Below are 17,538 nucleotides of genomic sequence, written 5' to 3'. Positions count from 1 at the left end.
ACGTACCGTCGCAGCTGAAGGCCTTTTTTAGACGTTTAGCAAATGTAAAACAAGGGCTTTAATTATTTAGTCTTTTGTAAAGAAACTAAGCGTGAATTTGAAAATATGAAACGCTCCTCAATAATGCTTAAGATTTAATATCCCTGAGTTTCAACTGCAAGCTCACTTGGCCTTGCCAGTGATTTTCATCAATGGAATACACAGCGCTAAAGGGTTTCTTGTCTTTGATGATATCCTGCTTTTCGCCAAGATTAAAACCTATACAAACGATATTTTCGGCACCGCTTTGGGTGACGGTTGTTCTCAAATGTTTGTCATCTTCACCAACACATTTTCCATATCCAGTATCCCTAAGATTTTGGGTCATAAAAATCGGAGTCATATTGCTAGGTCCAAAAGGCGCAAACTGGCTCAAAATTCGCCATAATTTATCAGTGATTTGAGGTAAATCAATTTGCTGATCTATTCTTATTTCAGGAATTAATAAACTTCTATCGATGGTTTTAGAAACCTCATCTTCAAAAGCCTGTTTAAAAGCTTCGTAATTTTCTTCCTTAAGCGTTAGTCCTGCAGCATATTTATGCCCGCCAAACTGTTCAATATGTTCACTACAGGCCTCTAAAGCATTGTATACGTCAAAACCGGATACGGATCTTGCCGAGGCCGCTAACTTATCACCACTTTTGGTAAATACTAAGGTGGGACGATAATAGGTTTCAATTAATCTAGAGGCTACAATCCCAATCACTCCCTTATGCCAAGACTCGTGATATACCACCGAAGTCAACCGATCTTCTTCCTTGTTTTCTGTAATTTGAATGAGCGCTTCTTCTGTGATGCGTTGGTCTGCTTCCCTCCTATCTAAATTGAACTCATTAATTTCCGAAGCATAGGTTTTTGCTAAATCAGCATCCGTTTCGGTAAGTAATGTGACGGCATAATTACCATGTTTCATTCGGCCAGCCGCATTAATTCTTGGTGCCACAATAAAAACAACGTCAGTGATTGTCAGTTCTTTTTTCTTAACTTGATCAATTATGGCTTTTATACCTGGTCTGGGATTGGTATTAATGACCTGCAGACCAAAATAAGCCAAAACTCTATTTTCTCCCACAATGGGCACAATATCTGCTCCAATAGCTGTAGCAACCAAATCTAAATACTCCCATAGATCGGCTACTGTTTTACCCTCTTTTGAGGCTAAAGCTTGTATCAATTTAAAACCAACACCACAACCACAAAGCTCTTTAAATGGATACTCACAATCATCGCGTTTTGGATCAAGCACTGCAATTGCTTTTGGTAGTACTTTACTTGGTCTATGATGATCACAAATGATAAAGTCGATGCCTTTTTCAAGAGCATACTCTACTTTTTCTATGGCCTTTATACCACAATCTAAAGCAATAATTAAGGAGAACTCATTATCATGCGCAAAATCAATACCCTTATAAGATACGCCGTAGCCCTCATCATAACGATCTGGGATATAGGTGGCAACGCGATGGGACTTTGTTTTTAAATAAGAAGCTAATAAAGCTACCGACGTTGTTCCATCGACATCATAATCGCCAAACACTAAAATATTTTCATGTTGTGCTAGTGCCATTTCAATGCGATCAACTGCTTTGTCCATATCCTTCATCAAAAACGGATCGTGTAAATCGCTAATGCTGGGCCTAAAAAAGGTTTTGGCTTGCTCGTAAGTCTCGATACCACGCTGAACTAATAAGGTGGCGATGGTACTGTCTACTTGAAGTGCTTTTTGTAAAGCTGAGACAGTTTCGGAATTTGGTTTTGGTTTAAGTGTCCAGCGCATAGCAGGATAGTATATTTAAGTATCTAAAGTTAAAAATACCTGAAGACTTAAAGGCTATTGAAAAGAAAAAACTATAAACAGTTTTAATTCTCTGTTTTATTCAAGCGATCTCGCTCATCAATATCTATGGCGCGTTCATTGGTTTCTAACCTGGTATTGCCAAACTTATAGCGGAAACCTAATTTGATGTAACGGTTATCAATATCAGACTGTGCTAAACTAAATTGATTTTGATAACGAACGCTCGATCTGGGATCTTGATAATTAAAAAGATCTCCCACAGATAATGATAATGCCGCTTTTTTCTTGAATAGAGACTTAGATACGACCAATTCTGAAAATAAACGATCCTCAATAATTCTAAAGCCTTGAAGGTTTTTGCCAACCCATGTCAAGCTCAAACTAGCGTTAAGGCTATTGTCTTTCAAGAAGGTAAAATTATTTTGTAATATAGAATAATTGGACCATTGGGATTGATTGACAAAGCCATTTCCAAAATCGGTCTCCTCTTCAATATTATAAAATGACGTTACCGCATATAAAAACCATTTTTCGGTAACATTAAAATAGGTTGAAAAATCAAAACCATATTCAACGGTTTTATCAAAATTGACGTTGATGTATTCTATAATGTTTGTATCGTTGTTCTGTCTGGGGATTTCACTGATAGCACCATCAAAATTTTTATAATAGGCTTCAATGGTAAAAATATTAGATAAGGTTGTGCCTAAAACCACATGATCTGTAAACGTTGGTACCAAAAAAGGATTTCCAGATACCACATAATTTTCATTCAGAAAAAAACGAAAGGGATTTAAGTTGGCGTAACTAGGCCTTGCAATACTGCGCTTATAGTTGGCATAAACATTATAACTGTCTGAAATATTATATTGTGCACTGGCATTTGGAAACCATTCCAAATAATCTTGGGTGGTACTGATCTCGGTCAATGGAGAATTACCTTCTATATTGGTCTGTTCCATTCTTAAACCTGCATTCAAACTCCATTTTTCAGTATGAGATGCGTAGTTTGCGTAAGCAGCATAAATACGCTCGTCGTATTCAAAAGCATCAGAATTTTGATTATCTATCGTACTCGTACCTGTACCTAAATCAACATCAAATTGGGTAACGTTGCTATTGGTTTTAACTTCAGAATACTTTAGCCCAGTCTCAAAAGAAGAATTGTCATTTATGGGCAAACTGTAATCAGCCTTAGATGCAAAAATATTGGTGTCTTGATTGGCGTCTGTGTTAAATGCAGATGCCGTATCAAATTCATTATTTATATCGAAGAAATTACTTAATACCGCTTGGTTCCGCTCATAATTATAAGTGGTGTAATGCGCATTAAAGAGCAAGTTACCCTTGGTGAAATTATGGTCAAAATTCAAATCGAAACCTAAATTGTATTTATTATCATAAGATAAATTATCTGCAGTAAAGCGAGATAAAAAGACATCGTTAGCGTCTGTAATGCTGGTGTTGTTATTGATTTGATATTTAAAATATGGCAAATACAATGCGGTTGATGATAGGCTTATTTTATTATTGTCATTGATCTCATAATCAAAATTGGCGTTAAGATTATGGGTTTCAGACCAAGTATTTCTATTGGTAAACGACCGCCAGCTTTGATCAATCGTACTATTGTTGTTCAAATAATTGACAGTGTCATCACCGTCACGATTCAATTTATCTTTGTTGTAATTATAATTAAGGTTGAAACTCAGTTTATTTTTCTTGAAAAAATGACTCGTTCCTAGATCATATCTAGGAAACACGCCTTGGGTATATCCGCCTAAGACACTCCCACGATAACCGGTAATTAAGTTTTTACTCATCACGATATTGAGCACAACACCGCTTTCGGCATCATATCGTGCAGATGGATTGGTGATGACCTCAACAGATTTTATAGCGTTTGCCGAGGATCCCTCTAATAATTGATTTAAATCTTCTGAAGATAAATATACTTTTCTATCATTAATATAAATCGTAGGATTTGAGTTTTTAACCGTAATCTCATCGCCAAGAACCAAAACTCCAGGTGTACTTTTTAATACTTGTAATATATTACCTTCTACTAAAGCGGTATTTGCTATGTTAAATACCAGGCGATCTGCCTCTCTTACTAAAGTTGGCTTTTTTACGGTAATATTGACCTCTTCTAGATTTTCTGAAGACTCTTTAAGCGTAATGTTTTTGAGGTTTAGATTTTCCGTTACTACAATTTGCTGCTCAAAGGTTTCAAAGCCAATGTAACTTACCTTAAGAAGGTAAGTTGAAGGCGCGAGGTTTTTTAAGGTGAAATAGCCATCAAAACTAGTAGAAACGCCTTTTATAAGATCGCTTTCATCTTCAGAATAAAGGATAGCATTCGCAAACTCAATAGGGACATTATTTGAATCGAGAATACGCCCACTAATCGTGAGATCTTGGGCAAATATGAAAATATTACTTATTAAAAATAAAGCGGAAATAGCTAATGTCTTCAAATGCAATAAATTTGGTCATGCAATATAACATTTGTTTTTAACTTAAAATTACGGTTTATCCGTACTTTTTAGATTAATCTCAATTAATTACTTAATTCAATCCGTAATAATTGGGCTATATTTGCAAATCCCAATGGACATGAATTAAGGGTTTATGAAACACATTAGAAATTTTTGCATTATCGCTCATATTGATCACGGAAAAAGTACCTTGGCCGATCGTCTTTTAGATTTTACAGGTACTGTGACTGCTCGTGAGAAACAAGATCAACTGTTAGACAGTATGGATCTAGAGCGAGAACGAGGCATCACCATAAAGTCTCATGCCATACAAATGGAATACACTTTTGAGGGCGAAACATACACCCTCAACTTAATTGATACCCCGGGACACGTCGATTTTTCATACGAAGTTTCTCGTTCTATTGCTGCTTGTGAAGGTGCGCTCTTAATTGTTGATGCCGCACAGAGTATTCAAGCGCAGACCATTTCGAACTTATATTTAGCTTTGGAAAATGATCTGGAAATCATTCCAGTTCTTAATAAAATCGATTTACCTAGTGCCAATCCAGAAGAAGTTACCGATGATATTGTTGATCTTTTAGGCTGTGATCCTGAAGAAGTGCTTCATGCCAGCGGTAAAACAGGTTTTGGTGTTGATAAAATATTGGAAGCCATTATCAGAAGGATTCCAGCACCAAAAGGTAATGTAGACGAGCCACTTCAAGCATTGATTTTTGACTCCGTTTATAACCCATTTAGAGGTGTAGAAACTTATTTTAGAGTCATTAATGGTTCTATTAAAAAGAATCAGCAAATCAAATTTATAGCTACAGGTAAAACCTATGGCGCAGATGAAGTAGGAACACTCAAGCTGAAACAGTTTCCTAGAGAAGAAATTAAAGCGGGTGATGTTGGTTATGTAATTACAGGTATCAAAGAAGCGAAAGAGGTTAAGGTTGGTGATACCATTACCGATGCTAAAGACCCTACCAAAAACCCAATATCAGGGTTTGAGGATGTAAAACCGATGGTTTTTGCAGGAATTTATCCTGTTGACACCGAAGATTACGAAGAGCTTCGTGCCTCTATGGAAAAACTACAGCTCAACGATGCGTCTTTGGTATTTATGCCAGAAAGCTCTGCTGCTTTAGGCTTTGGATTCCGATGTGGATTCCTAGGAATGCTCCACATGGAAATTATTCAAGAGCGTTTAGAACGCGAATTTGACATGACCGTGATTACTACGGTACCCAACGTGTCTTACCATGCATTCACGAATAAGAATCCGGACGAGATCATGATTGTTAATAATCCAACGGATTTACCAGAACCATCCACTCTCAACCGTGTTGAAGAACCTTATATTAAGGCAACAATCATTACGAAGTCTGATTTTGTAGGTAACGTCATGTCACTTTGTATCGAAAAACGAGGCGTAATTACCAATCAAACCTACCTTACTACAGAGCGTGTAGAATTGAATTTTGATATGCCACTCGCGGAAATCGTCTTCGATTTTTATGACCGTCTAAAAACGGTGAGTAAGGGCTATGCTTCTTTTGACTACTCTCCTATTGGGATGCGTCAATCTAAATTGGTAAGGGTCGATATTTTATTAAACGCACAACAAGTAGATGCGCTTTCTGCACTAATTCATTTTGACAATGCCTATAGTATTGGGAAGAAAATGTGCGAAAAGTTGAAAGAACTGATCCCGAGACAGCAATTTGATATTCCTATACAAGCCGCCATTGGCGCTAAGATCATTTCTAGAGAAACCATTAAAGCGCTTCGTAAAGACGTGACCGCTAAATGTTATGGTGGTGATATTTCTCGTAAACGTAAACTGTTGGAAAAACAGAAAAAAGGTAAAAAACGTATGCGACAAGTGGGTAATGTAGAAATTCCTCAAGAGGCCTTTATGGCAGTACTGAAACTAAATGATTAAGATTTTTTAATCAGAATCTGATAAAATTACCATTGTTGGTGATCTCTAATACACCAACAATGGTTTACAATTAAAACTTTTGATTTAGCGAAATAACAAGATTGAATTAAGAGCGATTAAGATTTCTCTAAATCATCATCTGTTGGTACTTTTTCAACATCAAATGGCTTCCCTAAGTACACCAATTTCCAGTCTGCACCAACATCTTCAAACGTTTTGCTAAAAGATGATATGATATGAAGCTCATTATCACTATCCTTCAAGAACAGTGGTATCATGTCTTTATCTTCTTTAGTGATTTCAATCAAGCTCTCGTAATGCTCCGTATCTCTTACATCAGTTTCTTGAATAGATGGATACTTACGGGTCACCTCAGATAAATTTATATAATCATCGGTATGCGAAAATAAGCCCTCCTTTGGGTTATTATCAGGGTCATTCATTTCGCTTGTAGTCACCAATCTAAAAGATCCATTCTCTCCAAACTGAGCAGAGAACTTATTGATTGCATACTTATTGATTTCAGAATTTCCCGTCATTGCCATCAAATATCCAACATCATTCAGCTCAATATTATCGGCCAAGTTATCTGAATAAATATTAGTGGTAAACGCCTCTAATCCCAATTCTTGAGCTTTGGCAATATTGCTTTGATTGCTATCAATCAACACCACATGCCTTCCATTAGTTTCTAAGTAATGCCCTAACAAACGAGAAACTTTAGACGCCCCAACAATCAAAATACCGTTAGATTTATCTAAAAAGACACCCACCAATTTCGCAAAGAGTCTTGCTGTAGTAGCATTTAATAGTACTGTTCCCAAAACAATTACAAATACCAAAGGGGTGATGTATTGCGAATCAACCACGCCTTGACTAGCCAATTTCAAGCCAAAAAGCGAAGCGATACCTGCCGCAACAATACCACGAGGGCCAACCCAGCTCACAAATAATTTCTCCTTGAATTTCAGCTTAGAACCATGTGTACTTAAAAACACGCCTACAGGACGAATTACAAAAACAATCACCGCAAATAAAATGGCAGTTTTCCAGTTATAAATCAATAGTAATTCATCATAATTGATATTTGCAGCAAGAAGAATAAATAGTATTGAAATAAGAAGAACACTTAAAGACTCCTTGAAGTACAAAATATCCTTTAAATAAGATGCGCCAGAGTTTCCTAAAACCATCCCCATGACCACAACGGCTAACAATCCAGATTCGTGTGCAAAAACATCAGATAATACAAAAACACCTAGCACTGCTGCTAATGAAAACACATTCATCAGGTAATGTGGTACCCATTTTTTATTAAAAATAAAATTAAGTGCGTGGGCAAAAGTAAATCCGAAGGCAGAACCAAAAAGTACAATCTTTCCAAATTCAATTAAGGCCGTTTTTGTAAACTCCCCTCCCGCATTCGCACTAATAAACTCATAAACCAAAACGGCCACCAAAGCGCCAATGGGATCAATAAGAATCCCTTCCCATTTTAAAACTGCGGAAATGTCCTTTTTTAAGGGAATGTTTCTCAAAATTGGGGTAATTACCGTAGGACCTGTAACAATAATAAGAGCCGAAAACAAAAACGAAATTTCCCAAGTAAGATTAAAAATAAAATAAGCAGCTACTGCTCCGCCAAAAAACGTGACGAACGTACCAATAGTGATCAATTTTGAAATCACGGGGCCAACGTTCTTGATTTCACTTAATTTAAGGGTGAGTCCGCCCTCAAATAAGATAATCCCGATGGCTAGGGATACAAAATAAAACAGGCTTTCTCCGGGAAAAAGACCTTCCGTCTCATTCCAAATGGGTTCAATCCACTTGGTGCCATCTTCAGATAAAAACTCTGCAGCTATTGGCCCTACTAATAAACCTATAAGAATTAACGGTAAAATTGCTGGAATCTTAAACTTCCATGCTACCCACTGTGCCAATATCCCTAAGATGATGATTCCTGCTAATTCTAACATGCTCTTTTTTTTTAAAGGCTAAAGATAATTGAAACAATATAACTCTTTTAAAAAATCTGTCAAAACACTCGTAAATGCGCATAATTTCAAGAAGCTTAAAAAAATTGGTAACTTCCACTCTTAATTGAATTTCTAACTATTGACTAAATCTGTTTTTGACACCATTGGCATTGGGATTGCCTTTTCGCCTAATTTAAAGGCGAACATCCATGAAGCTTCAAGGTTGTGTCTCTTTTTTGAGAGTAACCTCGTGTTGATTCACGTGGGTGAAGCTTCCGAAGAGAAAAGACATCAAATTGAAAGTATTTTAGAACCTTTTATTGCCAAAAACCTCAGCTATGAGATGGTGTTTAAAACTGGAGATCCCGTTGATGTTATTTTATCTGCTTCCGAAGAAAAAAAAGTGACCCTCTTGATGTTGGGCGCTCTTCAGAAAGAAAATTTTGTTCAATTCTATCTGGGTTCTATTGCCCGAAAAATTACACGACAGGCCAAGTGTTCCATTCTTCTGCTCGTGAATCCTTCTGTAGACCGAATCGCTTATCAACATATTGTTGTTAACGGTCTTAATGACCCTAAAACCAAACAGGCAATCACCGCATCATTTTATGCGGCTTCCAGATTAAAATCAAAAAAAATTACCGTGGTTGAAGAAATCACAAAAGCCGAAGTAGCCGTAAGTGTTTACGATGATAAAACCCTTCGGAAATCGGCCATAGTGAAAGAACGTCTAAAAATGAGAGAAGAATCTCGTGTAAAAAGCATTATTAGTAACATCCCTTCGGAATATAAATCAAACGTCTTGGTCAAAACCCAATCTATTTTTGGGAAACGCGGTTACAGTATTGGCCATTATGCAGAGTTTGTTCGTGCCGATCTTCTCGTGATGAATGCCCCTGAAAAGACAAGATATCTCGATCGTATTTTCCCTCATGATATTGAATACATTTTATCTGAACTTCCAACCGACGTCCTAATTATAAGATGAACCAAAAAAAAAGTAAAACACTCTTATTTTTTAAACAGCTCCCAAAAAATATCTTTTCGGGGTTTGTGGTTAGCTTAATTGCACTGCCTCTAGGTTTGGGTCTTGCTATGGCCAGTGATGCACCAGCCATTGCAGGGGTTATTACGGCCATAGTTGGCGGCGTTGTAGTCTCTATTTTAGGTGGAAGTCATGTCACTATCACTGGACCAGGAAACGGTCTTGTTGGCGTAACCTTAGTAGCCATTTCTACTTTGGGCCTAGAAACCGCTTATGCCGCCATCATCTGTTCAGGGGTTTTATTGATGATTCTTGGCTTTTTGAAAATGGGAAATCTTGCAGACTTCTTTCCCTCATCGGCCATTCAAGGAATGCTCGCGGCCATTGGTCTTATTATTTTAGGGAAGCAATTTCATATCATGTTTGGTCATAAAATCAATAGAGATACTACCATTGATTACTTGGTTGATATTCCATTCACTATCAATGACGCCTTACATTACGAAAACACTGGGTTAATTTATGCTGCAAGCGCCGGTGTTTTGAGTCTCATGATCATGTTGTTCTATTCAAAAATTAGAAACAAATATTTGCAGCTTATTCCTGCGCCTATGTGGATTGTGATTTTATCCATCTTATTTAGCTATTATTTTGAGTTGGTGCTTCATCAAAATAATCCTATCGCCAAAGATTATATGATCCCAGCAATACCCAGCTTTACCGAAATCACCACGCAATTACCTAAAATATCATTCAGTGGCTTTGGGAGCACAGCATTTTGGGGAAGCGTCATATCTCTAACCTTAATTGCAAGTATAGAATCCCTTTTGAGCATTAAGGCGGTCGATAAATTAGATTCTGAAAAACGACGCTCAAACGTTAACCGAGACCTCAAAGCCTTGGGGCTAAGCACCATTGGTAGTGGTTTTGTGGGTGGGCTCAATGTGGTTACCGTTATTGCGAGAAGTTCTGTAAACGTTAATAACGGAGGCACAAACAGGTCTTCTAACTTTTTTCATGCGTTTTTTCTAATGGTATTTATCGTGCTTTTCAGTACACAACTAACTAGGATTCCCTTACCTGCACTTATGGCCATTTTGGTGTATACGGGTTATAAATTGGCCTCACCAGATTTGATACGAAAGATCTTTTCCGTAGGAAAAGAACAGCTCATTATTTTTTTCGTCACCCTATTGACAACCCTTCAATTCGGACTTATTTTTGGGATTTCGGCCGGCGTGGTCACCACTTTGATGATACATTTTATCATTAGCAGAAAAATCAATCTGTTCTTAAGGCATTGGGTAAAGCCAAATGTCTTGATGTTTCGAGAAGATGATAAAAAATCGAATTACTATGTAAGCGTTAAACACTTTTGCACCTTCGTTAATTTTTACAGATTGAAGGAAAAACTAGATGCCATTTCAGAAGATAACGATGTAATTGTCGATTTTTCAATGTGCGAATTTGTAGATCATACCGTTATGGAAAACCTTCATAACTATCAAAATCTGTTCATTAAAAAAGGGGGGCATTTTGATGTGGTGGGCTTAGACATGCATGAGGCAGATACCAAACATCCTTTTGCCTTAAGGCGTTTGCTAAAAACACCTAGACTTTTTGGTTATAACTTGACCAAACGCCAAGAAAACTTAGAGAGTATTGCTGAAAGTTACGGGCTGCGCTACAGTGCCGACAAAAACAAGGATACTCGTTTTTTAGATGCGTTTCTGTTTTTCTATACCAAGCACATCAGCCATATTTATAATGAGCTTATTGATGACACAGCGCATTACAACCTATTTGATATTGAGTTTTCTGAAGGCGAATTTATTGCAAGGGAGGTGGTAAGAGCATCGATGCTACATTTGCGCTTAGATACTACCATACCATCCTTTACGCTAGATCAAGAAGGCTTGTTACAGCGCGTACATGCGCTCACTGGTTTAAAGGATATTAATATTGAAAAGCACCATGACTTTTCAAAACGTTTTTATTTGCTAGGCGAAAATGAAGAAAATATTAGATCATTTTTTAATGATGATGTGGTCCATTTTTTTGAGAGCAATCCGTATTACCACATAGAATCTAATGGAAAAAATTTGTTGATCTTTAGTAAGGAACGTTTGGCAAGTACCAAGGAAATCAAAGCACTTTTAGCCTTTTCAAAACGCCTAAAAACCGTAATCTCTGAGCAAAGTGCTTTTGAAAAAATGTAATTGTGAATAATTGGTTAGGTTGGTTGGCAACTAAAATAGTAAAGACAAAACCGAATAGAAAATACGTTGGGATTTTCGTAACTAGGCTAGAACTACTAATAAAATATATAAGGTATTAGGTGGAGTAATTTTCTAAAATATTTTTCAATATTTGTTTTTCTTCGATTATCAGTTTATCTAATATTAATGAATTGATTTCAGGTTTTTCTCTTGGTAAACAAATGTGTTCTATTGATTTGATAATTTGTTTTCCTATTTTATGTCCAAAAGTGTCTGTATAAATTTGTAATGATTCTTTATGTGTTAGTTTAAAAAGATCTTTTAATTCTTTATCTCTAGTTGCAAAAAGATAAACATCTTCAGATTTATCTTCGTAGTAATATTGTGTACTCCAAAATGACATATAAGTCAAATCCCACGCTTCATTATTACATATTTTTAGAATATTTTCAAAATTCAATTTTTGCTTTTTAAAAATTTTACTTTTTTCTGCAAAAACCAAAACAGAAAAACATGTAGTGTATTTACAAATCAATATATTATTATAAATCCAGTTATGTAAAATTTTAAATTTACTTACAATTGAAATATGTGTATTAAAATATAATTGTGAAATTTTAAGCATTTCTAAATAATGCATTTTATAATGCTCACTTTCTATGAAAAAATTATGCTCGATTTTCTCTTCAATTTTGGCAGAGATTATATCTTCATTTTCTCCTAAAGCCCAATTTAGCCATTGTTTTGGACTGTATTTTTCAAAAATACTTTGAAATAACTTGTTTTCAATATTTGCATCAAAACTACTTTCTTTCTGATGAGAATATTCAGATAAGGCTATTCCAGCTGTTAGTTTTATCTGATTAAAATCAGACCATAAAATCAATGAACCTATTAGTTTTAGAAGAAATCTATCTTTAAGTTCTCCTGTCTTTAACAATCTTATTATTGGAATAATGATATTTCTATCTAATATCATTATGATTTTTTTGTTTTCATAACTAGCAAAATCAAGATACCCAATTGGTGAAATTATAGGATGAAATATTATTTCATTATCAATTAAAAATAACGTTATCTCTTTTAATTCACTAGCCTTAATTTTAATGGATTTCATTGGCTTTTTATGAGACATAACTATTATTAACAAAAGCATTAATTCTCTTCTTTCTCCTTTTTTTCAGAAATATAATACAAGCGTTTTAGACTTTTTTTAAGTAAGGTAAATCGATACACCCCAATAATAAAAAAAATGGCGCTAAAGCCTAACGCTACAAAGGCAAGGTATTTAAAGTCTGCAAAATCCTTTAACTGAAATAATCCAACACCTCCTAAAAGCAGGTAGAGTGAAGATCTAATATAAGATAATAATGTACGCTCATTGGCAAGTCTGGTGCGTTCAATAGCCAAATAATCTCTTAAGATGACTTCTTCGTCTGGTTTAAAATCACGCCCAAACTTGAGCAATCTCATGTTCTGAATTTTAAGCGGAGCTTTTGTGATACGTTTCATAGGCGACGAATTATATGGGTACTTATAAAAATAACAAATTCTAATAAGTCTTTAAAAATTGTTAAAACTGCGCTAATTTAAGGCAATTGAGCCCAATGTTATCTATTGCTTTTAGTAATTTGCATGACTATCAAAATTATAACTAATATATGCAATTGTATCCTATAAACGCTGGTAACTTCAAACTTGATGGAGGCGCTATGTTTGGAGTGGTACCAAAAACGCTTTGGACGAGAACAAACCCCGCAGACGCTAATAACATGATTGATATTGCGGCCCGCTGTTTACTCATTGAAGATGGCAATAGACTTCTGTTAATTGATACCGGGATGGGCAATAAACAAAGCGATAAGTTTTTTGGCTACTATCACCCTTGGGGAGATGACACTATTGACAGCTCTTTAAAAAAACATGGTTTTCATCGCGATGATATTACAGATGTGTTTATGACGCACCTACATTTTGATCATTGTGGTGGCTGTATTCAATGGAATAAAGATAAAACGCATTACGAGCCTGCTTTTAAAAATGCTAAATATTGGAGCAATGAAGCGCACTGGGAGTGGGCAACACAACCAAACCGTAGAGAAAAAGCATCCTTTTTAGAAGAAAATATTCTTCCCATGAAAGAAAGCGGTCAGTTAATGTTCACGGCATTGCCTAAAGATGACCTTCTTAAAAATTCCGCATTAGATTTTGACATCTTCTTTGCTAACGGACATACCGATAAACAAATGATTCCCATGATCAATTACAAAGATAAAACCCTTTGTTTCATGGCCGATTTATTACCTACAGTTGGGCATTTGCCTTTGCCATTCGTCATGGGTTATGATACACGACCGTTACTGACTTTAGACGAAAAAGAAAAATTTCTAAATCTTGCTGCCGATAACAATTTCTACTTGTTTTTGGAGCATGATGCGCATAACGAAATTATTACCGTAAAGCATACCGACAAAGGTGTGCGATTAAATGAGACTATTACTACAAACGATTTTTTTAATTAGACTTTATATGAAACCTATATTTAAACCTTTATTATTTTCGGTACTATCAGCAACCCTATTATTTAATTGCGGAGGTGGTTCTGGCTTTATTTCTACACCAATTGAGAACATAGACAGTTCCCCAATCAAGGTTACCGATCTTACCGAGACAGAACTCAATAACTGGTCCCATCTTGACTTAGTAAAAGATACCATTCCTGGAATGAGTGTTCAAAAAGCCTATGATGAGCTTATTAAGAACAAAAAAGGAAAAACTGTGATTGTGGCCGTAGTAGATTCTGGTACCGATATTGATCATGAAGATTTAGATGGTGTTATTTGGACCAACAAAGATGAAATCCCAAACAACGGTATCGATGACGATAACAATGGTTATGTTGATGATATCCACGGTTGGAATTTCTTAGGTGATGGCTACGATGAGCAGTTAGAATATGTGCGTCTATTGGTGTCTGGAGATACAAGTAACCCTCGTTATAGTGAGGCTGAAGAGCTTTACAATACCGAGTATCAAAAATGGATGGGTAGAAAAACCCAGTATGATCAAATCTATCAACAAATCATTTTTGCAGATGACGTTTTAACCAAGCATTTTGGTAAATCAGACTATTCAAAAGAAGAGGTGAACACCATCAGTAGTGACGATGAAAGTTTAGGTCAAGCCAAACAAGTCGCACAATTTATCTACAGCAATGATATAGAATCTATGACTGCTGCTAAAAAAGATATTAAAGCTGGTTTAGAGAGCATCAATGAAAGACTCAATGTTAACCTTAACAAAGATCTTAAAGGTCGCACTACGGGAGATGATCCTAACGATTTAAATGACATGGTAGGCTACGGAAACAACAACCCAAGACCTTCTAAAAAAGGCGAAAGCCACGGAACGCACGTTTCAGGTATTATTGCAGCAGAGCGCAATAACGGTATCGGGATGAACGGTGTTGCCAATAATGTAGAAATTATGGCTGTGAGATCTACTCCAAACGGTGATGAGTATGATAAAGATGTTGCATTAGCCATTAGATATGCTGCAGATAATGGTGCAAAAGTAATTAATGCTAGTTTTGGTAAATCATTCTCTCCTCATAGTGATTGGGTAAGAGATGCACTTAAATATGCTGCCGAAAAAGATGTGCTTTTTGTACATGCTGCTGGTAATGACAGCCAAGATATTGATGTTGCACCAAATTTTCCTAATGATGCCATTGGTACTGGAGCAGAAGTCTCAGATAATGTCATTACCGTAGGAGCTTTAGCTCCAAATTATGGTTCTGAAATGGTGTCTAGTTTTTCTAACTTCGGAAAAGTGAACGTTGATGTTTTTGCTCCAGGTACAGATATCTATTCTACATTACCAGAAAACGAATATGACCTTAACAGTGGTACGTCTATGGCTGCACCAAATGTTGCTGGCGTTGCTGCATTAATTCGTTCTCAGTTTCCTAGCTTAACGGCTTCTCAAGTTAAAAAAATACTTATGGAATCTGGTTTACCTATTCAAGCTAAAGTCACTGTAGGTTCAGGAGAGGATAAAATGGTGAAATCACTTTCAGAAATTTCAACATCTGGACGTATTGTTAATGCTTACAACGCATTGATAATGGCCGCCAAAATGGCCCAGTAAATCCAATTTCCGAAGAAAATGCATTTAAAATCAATTGAAATGAAATTAATACAAACTCCCATTTTAAGTCTTTTTGCTTTAATGTTTGCTTCATCTATTGTTGCCCAAGCTCCAAACATGGAATACAAAACAGACCACTATTGGCAGCAGCAAGCAGATTATACCATGGAGATTGACATGGACGTAAAAACGTATCAATACAAGGGCAAACAGACCATAGAGTACACTAATAACTCGCCAGATGTATTGAGTAGAGTTTACTACCACTTGTTTCTTAATGCTTTTCAACCAGGCAGCGAAATGGATGCGAGATTGCAGAGTATTACCGATCCTGATGGCAGAATGACCAATAATCTAGGGACTAAGGAAAATCCCGTTTATGAGAGTCGGATTTCAAAATTAAAGGACGATGAGATTGGATACATCAAGGTCAACTCCTTAGAACAAGATGGCAATGACATTGATTATACCATCGAAGGGACGGTGATGATTGTGGATCTTAAAACGCCTATTCAACCAAATTCTACGGTTGAATTTTCTATGGAATTTGATGCTCAAGTGCCGGTTCAAATCCGTCGTTCTGGACGTAATAATGCAGAAGGTATTGATTTATCCATGAGCCAATGGTACCCAAAATTAGCCGAATATGATGATGAAGGCTGGCATGCAGACCCATACATTGGCAGAGAGTTTTATGGTATTTGGGGAAATTTTGATGTTAAGATTACCATCGATAAAAAATACATGATTGGCGGTACAGGCTACCTGCAAAACGCTGAGGAGATTGGTTATGGCTATACCTCAGATAAGGTAAAACAACCTAAAGGTAAAACCCTTACTTGGCATTTTAAAGCGCCTAACGTACATGATTTTACTTGGGCTGCAGATCCCGATTTTATTCACGATACGGCTCAAGTTCCTAATGGTCCATTATTGCATTTTTTCTACCAAGACAACATGCCTAAAGAAAATTTAGAAAACTGGAAGAGACTACAGCCAAAGACCGTAGCACTTATGGAATACTATAATGAGCATATTGGTACTTATCCTTATGAACAATATTCTGTGATTCAAGGTGGAGATGGTGGTATGGAGTATGCCATGTGTACACTTATTACTGGAGAACGCAGCTATGGCAGTTTGGTAGGTGTTACCGCTCATGAAATGGCGCACACCTGGTTTCAATTTTTGTTGGCCAGCAATGAATCTAAACACGAGTGGATGGATGAAGGCTTTACAAGTTACATTTCAGCTTTGGCCATGAATGAGATTATGGAACAAAAAAGTGATAACCCTTTAAACAGTTCTTACCGTGGTTATGCTTATTTAGCCAATTCTGGTATTGAGCAACCATTGACCACTCATGCAGATCGTTACGATTACAACCAAGGTTATGGCATTTCTGCCTATAGCAAAGGCGCTGTATTTTTAGCACAATTAGGTTATATTATTGGAGACGACAATTTAAAAACCACCATTAAAAAATATTATACCGATTTTGTCTTTAAACACCCTAAACCATTAGATATTGTTAGAACCGCAGAACGTGTCTCTGGCTTAGAACTGGATTGGTACTTAATGGATTTTGCACAAACCACCAATACTATAGATTATGGTATTTCTTCTGTAGAGGGCAACACGATAACCTTAGAGCGGGATGCGACAATGCCAATGCCTATAGATCTTAAAGTCACTTACACAGATGGTTCTTCGGAAAACTTTTACATCCCATTACGAATGATGAGAGGTCAAAAGGAAACCACGGCAACTGTTTTAGAAGATTGGGCTTGGGCTTTTCCTAGCTACAGTTTTGAAACGTCTAAAGCTGTGAAAGCTGTTGAAATTGATCCTAGTGGGATGATGGCAGATGTTAATAAAGACAATAACATCTACCCAAAGCCTGAACAATAAATAGCAGCATATTTTAAACTTTATAAG

At 36.4% G+C, this 17,538-nt stretch carries 11 protein-coding genes; 6 read left to right on the top strand and 5 right to left on the bottom strand.

Annotated features, from left to right (window positions below; translation table 11 throughout):
• Nucleotides 1–127: 127 nt before the first annotated feature.
• Both recJ and P176_RS0108880 read right to left on the bottom strand, forming a co-directional pair.
• Nucleotides 128–1,819, bottom strand: coding sequence for a single-stranded-DNA-specific exonuclease RecJ (recJ, locus tag P176_RS0108885; RefSeq protein WP_026754380.1), 1,692 nt, complete (start codon nt 1,817–1,819; stop codon nt 128–130).
• A gap of 83 nt (nt 1,820–1,902) precedes the next feature.
• Nucleotides 1,903–4,317, bottom strand: a complete 2,415-nt coding sequence (locus P176_RS0108880) for a TonB-dependent receptor domain-containing protein (protein WP_231481227.1) — start codon at nt 4,315–4,317, stop codon at nt 1,903–1,905.
• Between the two features lie 154 nt (nt 4,318–4,471).
• Between P176_RS0108880 and lepA the strand changes: the two genes are divergently transcribed.
• Nucleotides 4,472–6,268: a translation elongation factor 4 gene (gene lepA / locus P176_RS0108875; protein WP_026754378.1), complete on the top strand. Its 1,797-nt coding sequence runs from the start codon at nt 4,472–4,474 to the stop codon at nt 6,266–6,268.
• Between the two features lie 116 nt (nt 6,269–6,384).
• Here lepA and P176_RS0108870 read toward each other — a convergent pair whose 3' ends face one another.
• Nucleotides 6,385–8,247, bottom strand: a complete 1,863-nt coding sequence (locus P176_RS0108870) for a sodium:proton antiporter (RefSeq protein WP_026754377.1) — start codon at nt 8,245–8,247, stop codon at nt 6,385–6,387.
• 139 nt (nt 8,248–8,386) lie between these two features.
• Between P176_RS0108870 and P176_RS0108865 the strand changes: the two genes are divergently transcribed.
• The gene (locus tag P176_RS0108865) at nt 8,387–9,235 is read left to right on the top strand and encodes a universal stress protein (protein ID WP_026754376.1); all 849 of its coding nucleotides are present in this window, start codon (nt 8,387–8,389) and stop codon (nt 9,233–9,235) included.
• Nucleotides 9,232–11,451 carry a SulP family inorganic anion transporter gene (locus P176_RS0108860; RefSeq protein WP_026754375.1) on the top strand — a complete coding sequence of 740 codons (2,220 nt, stop codon included), beginning with the start codon at nt 9,232–9,234 and terminating at the stop codon, nt 11,449–11,451. Before P176_RS0108865 ends, P176_RS0108860 begins: the two co-directional genes overlap by 4 nt.
• Nucleotides 11,452–11,566: 115 nt before the next feature.
• Here the strand turns inward: P176_RS0108860 and P176_RS0108855 are convergent, their stop codons facing one another.
• Together P176_RS0108855 and P176_RS19175 are read right to left on the bottom strand one after the other, a co-directional pair.
• Nucleotides 11,567–12,568 carry a hypothetical protein gene (locus P176_RS0108855; RefSeq protein WP_156033004.1) on the bottom strand — a complete coding sequence of 334 codons (1,002 nt, stop codon included), beginning with the start codon at nt 12,566–12,568 and terminating at the stop codon, nt 11,567–11,569.
• A 38-nt stretch (nt 12,569–12,606) separates the two neighbouring features.
• Nucleotides 12,607–12,963, bottom strand: coding sequence for a DUF202 domain-containing protein (locus tag P176_RS19175; RefSeq protein WP_231481225.1), 357 nt, complete (start codon nt 12,961–12,963; stop codon nt 12,607–12,609).
• Nucleotides 12,964–13,112: 149 nt separating this feature from the next.
• On the opposite strand from P176_RS19175, the gene P176_RS0108845 reads away from it, so the two are divergent.
• The 3 genes from P176_RS0108845 to P176_RS0108835 are packed head-to-tail and all read left to right on the top strand — an operon-like array spanning nt 13,113 to nt 17,511.
• On the top strand, nt 13,113–13,973 hold the full coding sequence (locus tag P176_RS0108845; RefSeq protein ID WP_026754373.1) for an MBL fold metallo-hydrolase: 861 nt from the start codon (nt 13,113–13,115) through the stop codon (nt 13,971–13,973).
• 7 nt (nt 13,974–13,980) lie between these two features.
• Nucleotides 13,981–15,600, top strand: coding sequence for a S8 family peptidase (locus tag P176_RS0108840; protein ID WP_026754372.1), 1,620 nt, complete (start codon nt 13,981–13,983; stop codon nt 15,598–15,600).
• A 39-nt stretch (nt 15,601–15,639) separates the two neighbouring features.
• The gene (locus P176_RS0108835) at nt 15,640–17,511 is read left to right on the top strand and encodes a M1 family metallopeptidase (RefSeq protein WP_026754371.1); all 1,872 of its coding nucleotides are present in this window, start codon (nt 15,640–15,642) and stop codon (nt 17,509–17,511) included.
• Nucleotides 17,512–17,538 lie beyond the last annotated feature (27 nt).

Source organism: Sediminibacter sp. Hel_I_10, assembly GCF_000688335.1.
GTDB lineage: Bacteria > Bacteroidota > Bacteroidia > Flavobacteriales > Flavobacteriaceae > Psychroserpens.
This window is presented reverse-complemented; position numbering and strand designations above follow the sequence as displayed.

Coding starts and splice junctions, on each gene's coding strand:
- P176_RS0108840 (WP_026754372.1), top strand. CDS start 13,981: ATGAAACCTATATTTAAACCTTTATTATTTTCGGTACTATCAGCAACC.
- P176_RS0108860 (WP_026754375.1), top strand. CDS start 9,232: ATGAACCAAAAAAAAAGTAAAACACTCTTATTTTTTAAACAGCTCCCA.
- P176_RS0108870 (WP_026754377.1), bottom strand. CDS start 8,247: ATGTTAGAATTAGCAGGAATCATCATCTTAGGGATATTGGCACAGTGG.
- P176_RS0108845 (WP_026754373.1), top strand. CDS start 13,113: ATGCAATTGTATCCTATAAACGCTGGTAACTTCAAACTTGATGGAGGC.
- P176_RS19175 (WP_231481225.1), bottom strand. CDS start 12,963: ATGAAACGTATCACAAAAGCTCCGCTTAAAATTCAGAACATGAGATTG.
- recJ (WP_026754380.1), bottom strand. CDS start 1,819: ATGCGCTGGACACTTAAACCAAAACCAAATTCCGAAACTGTCTCAGCT.
- P176_RS0108835 (WP_026754371.1), top strand. CDS start 15,640: ATGAAATTAATACAAACTCCCATTTTAAGTCTTTTTGCTTTAATGTTT.
- lepA (WP_026754378.1), top strand. CDS start 4,472: ATGAAACACATTAGAAATTTTTGCATTATCGCTCATATTGATCACGGA.
- P176_RS0108855 (WP_156033004.1), bottom strand. CDS start 12,568: ATGAAATCCATTAAAATTAAGGCTAGTGAATTAAAAGAGATAACGTTA.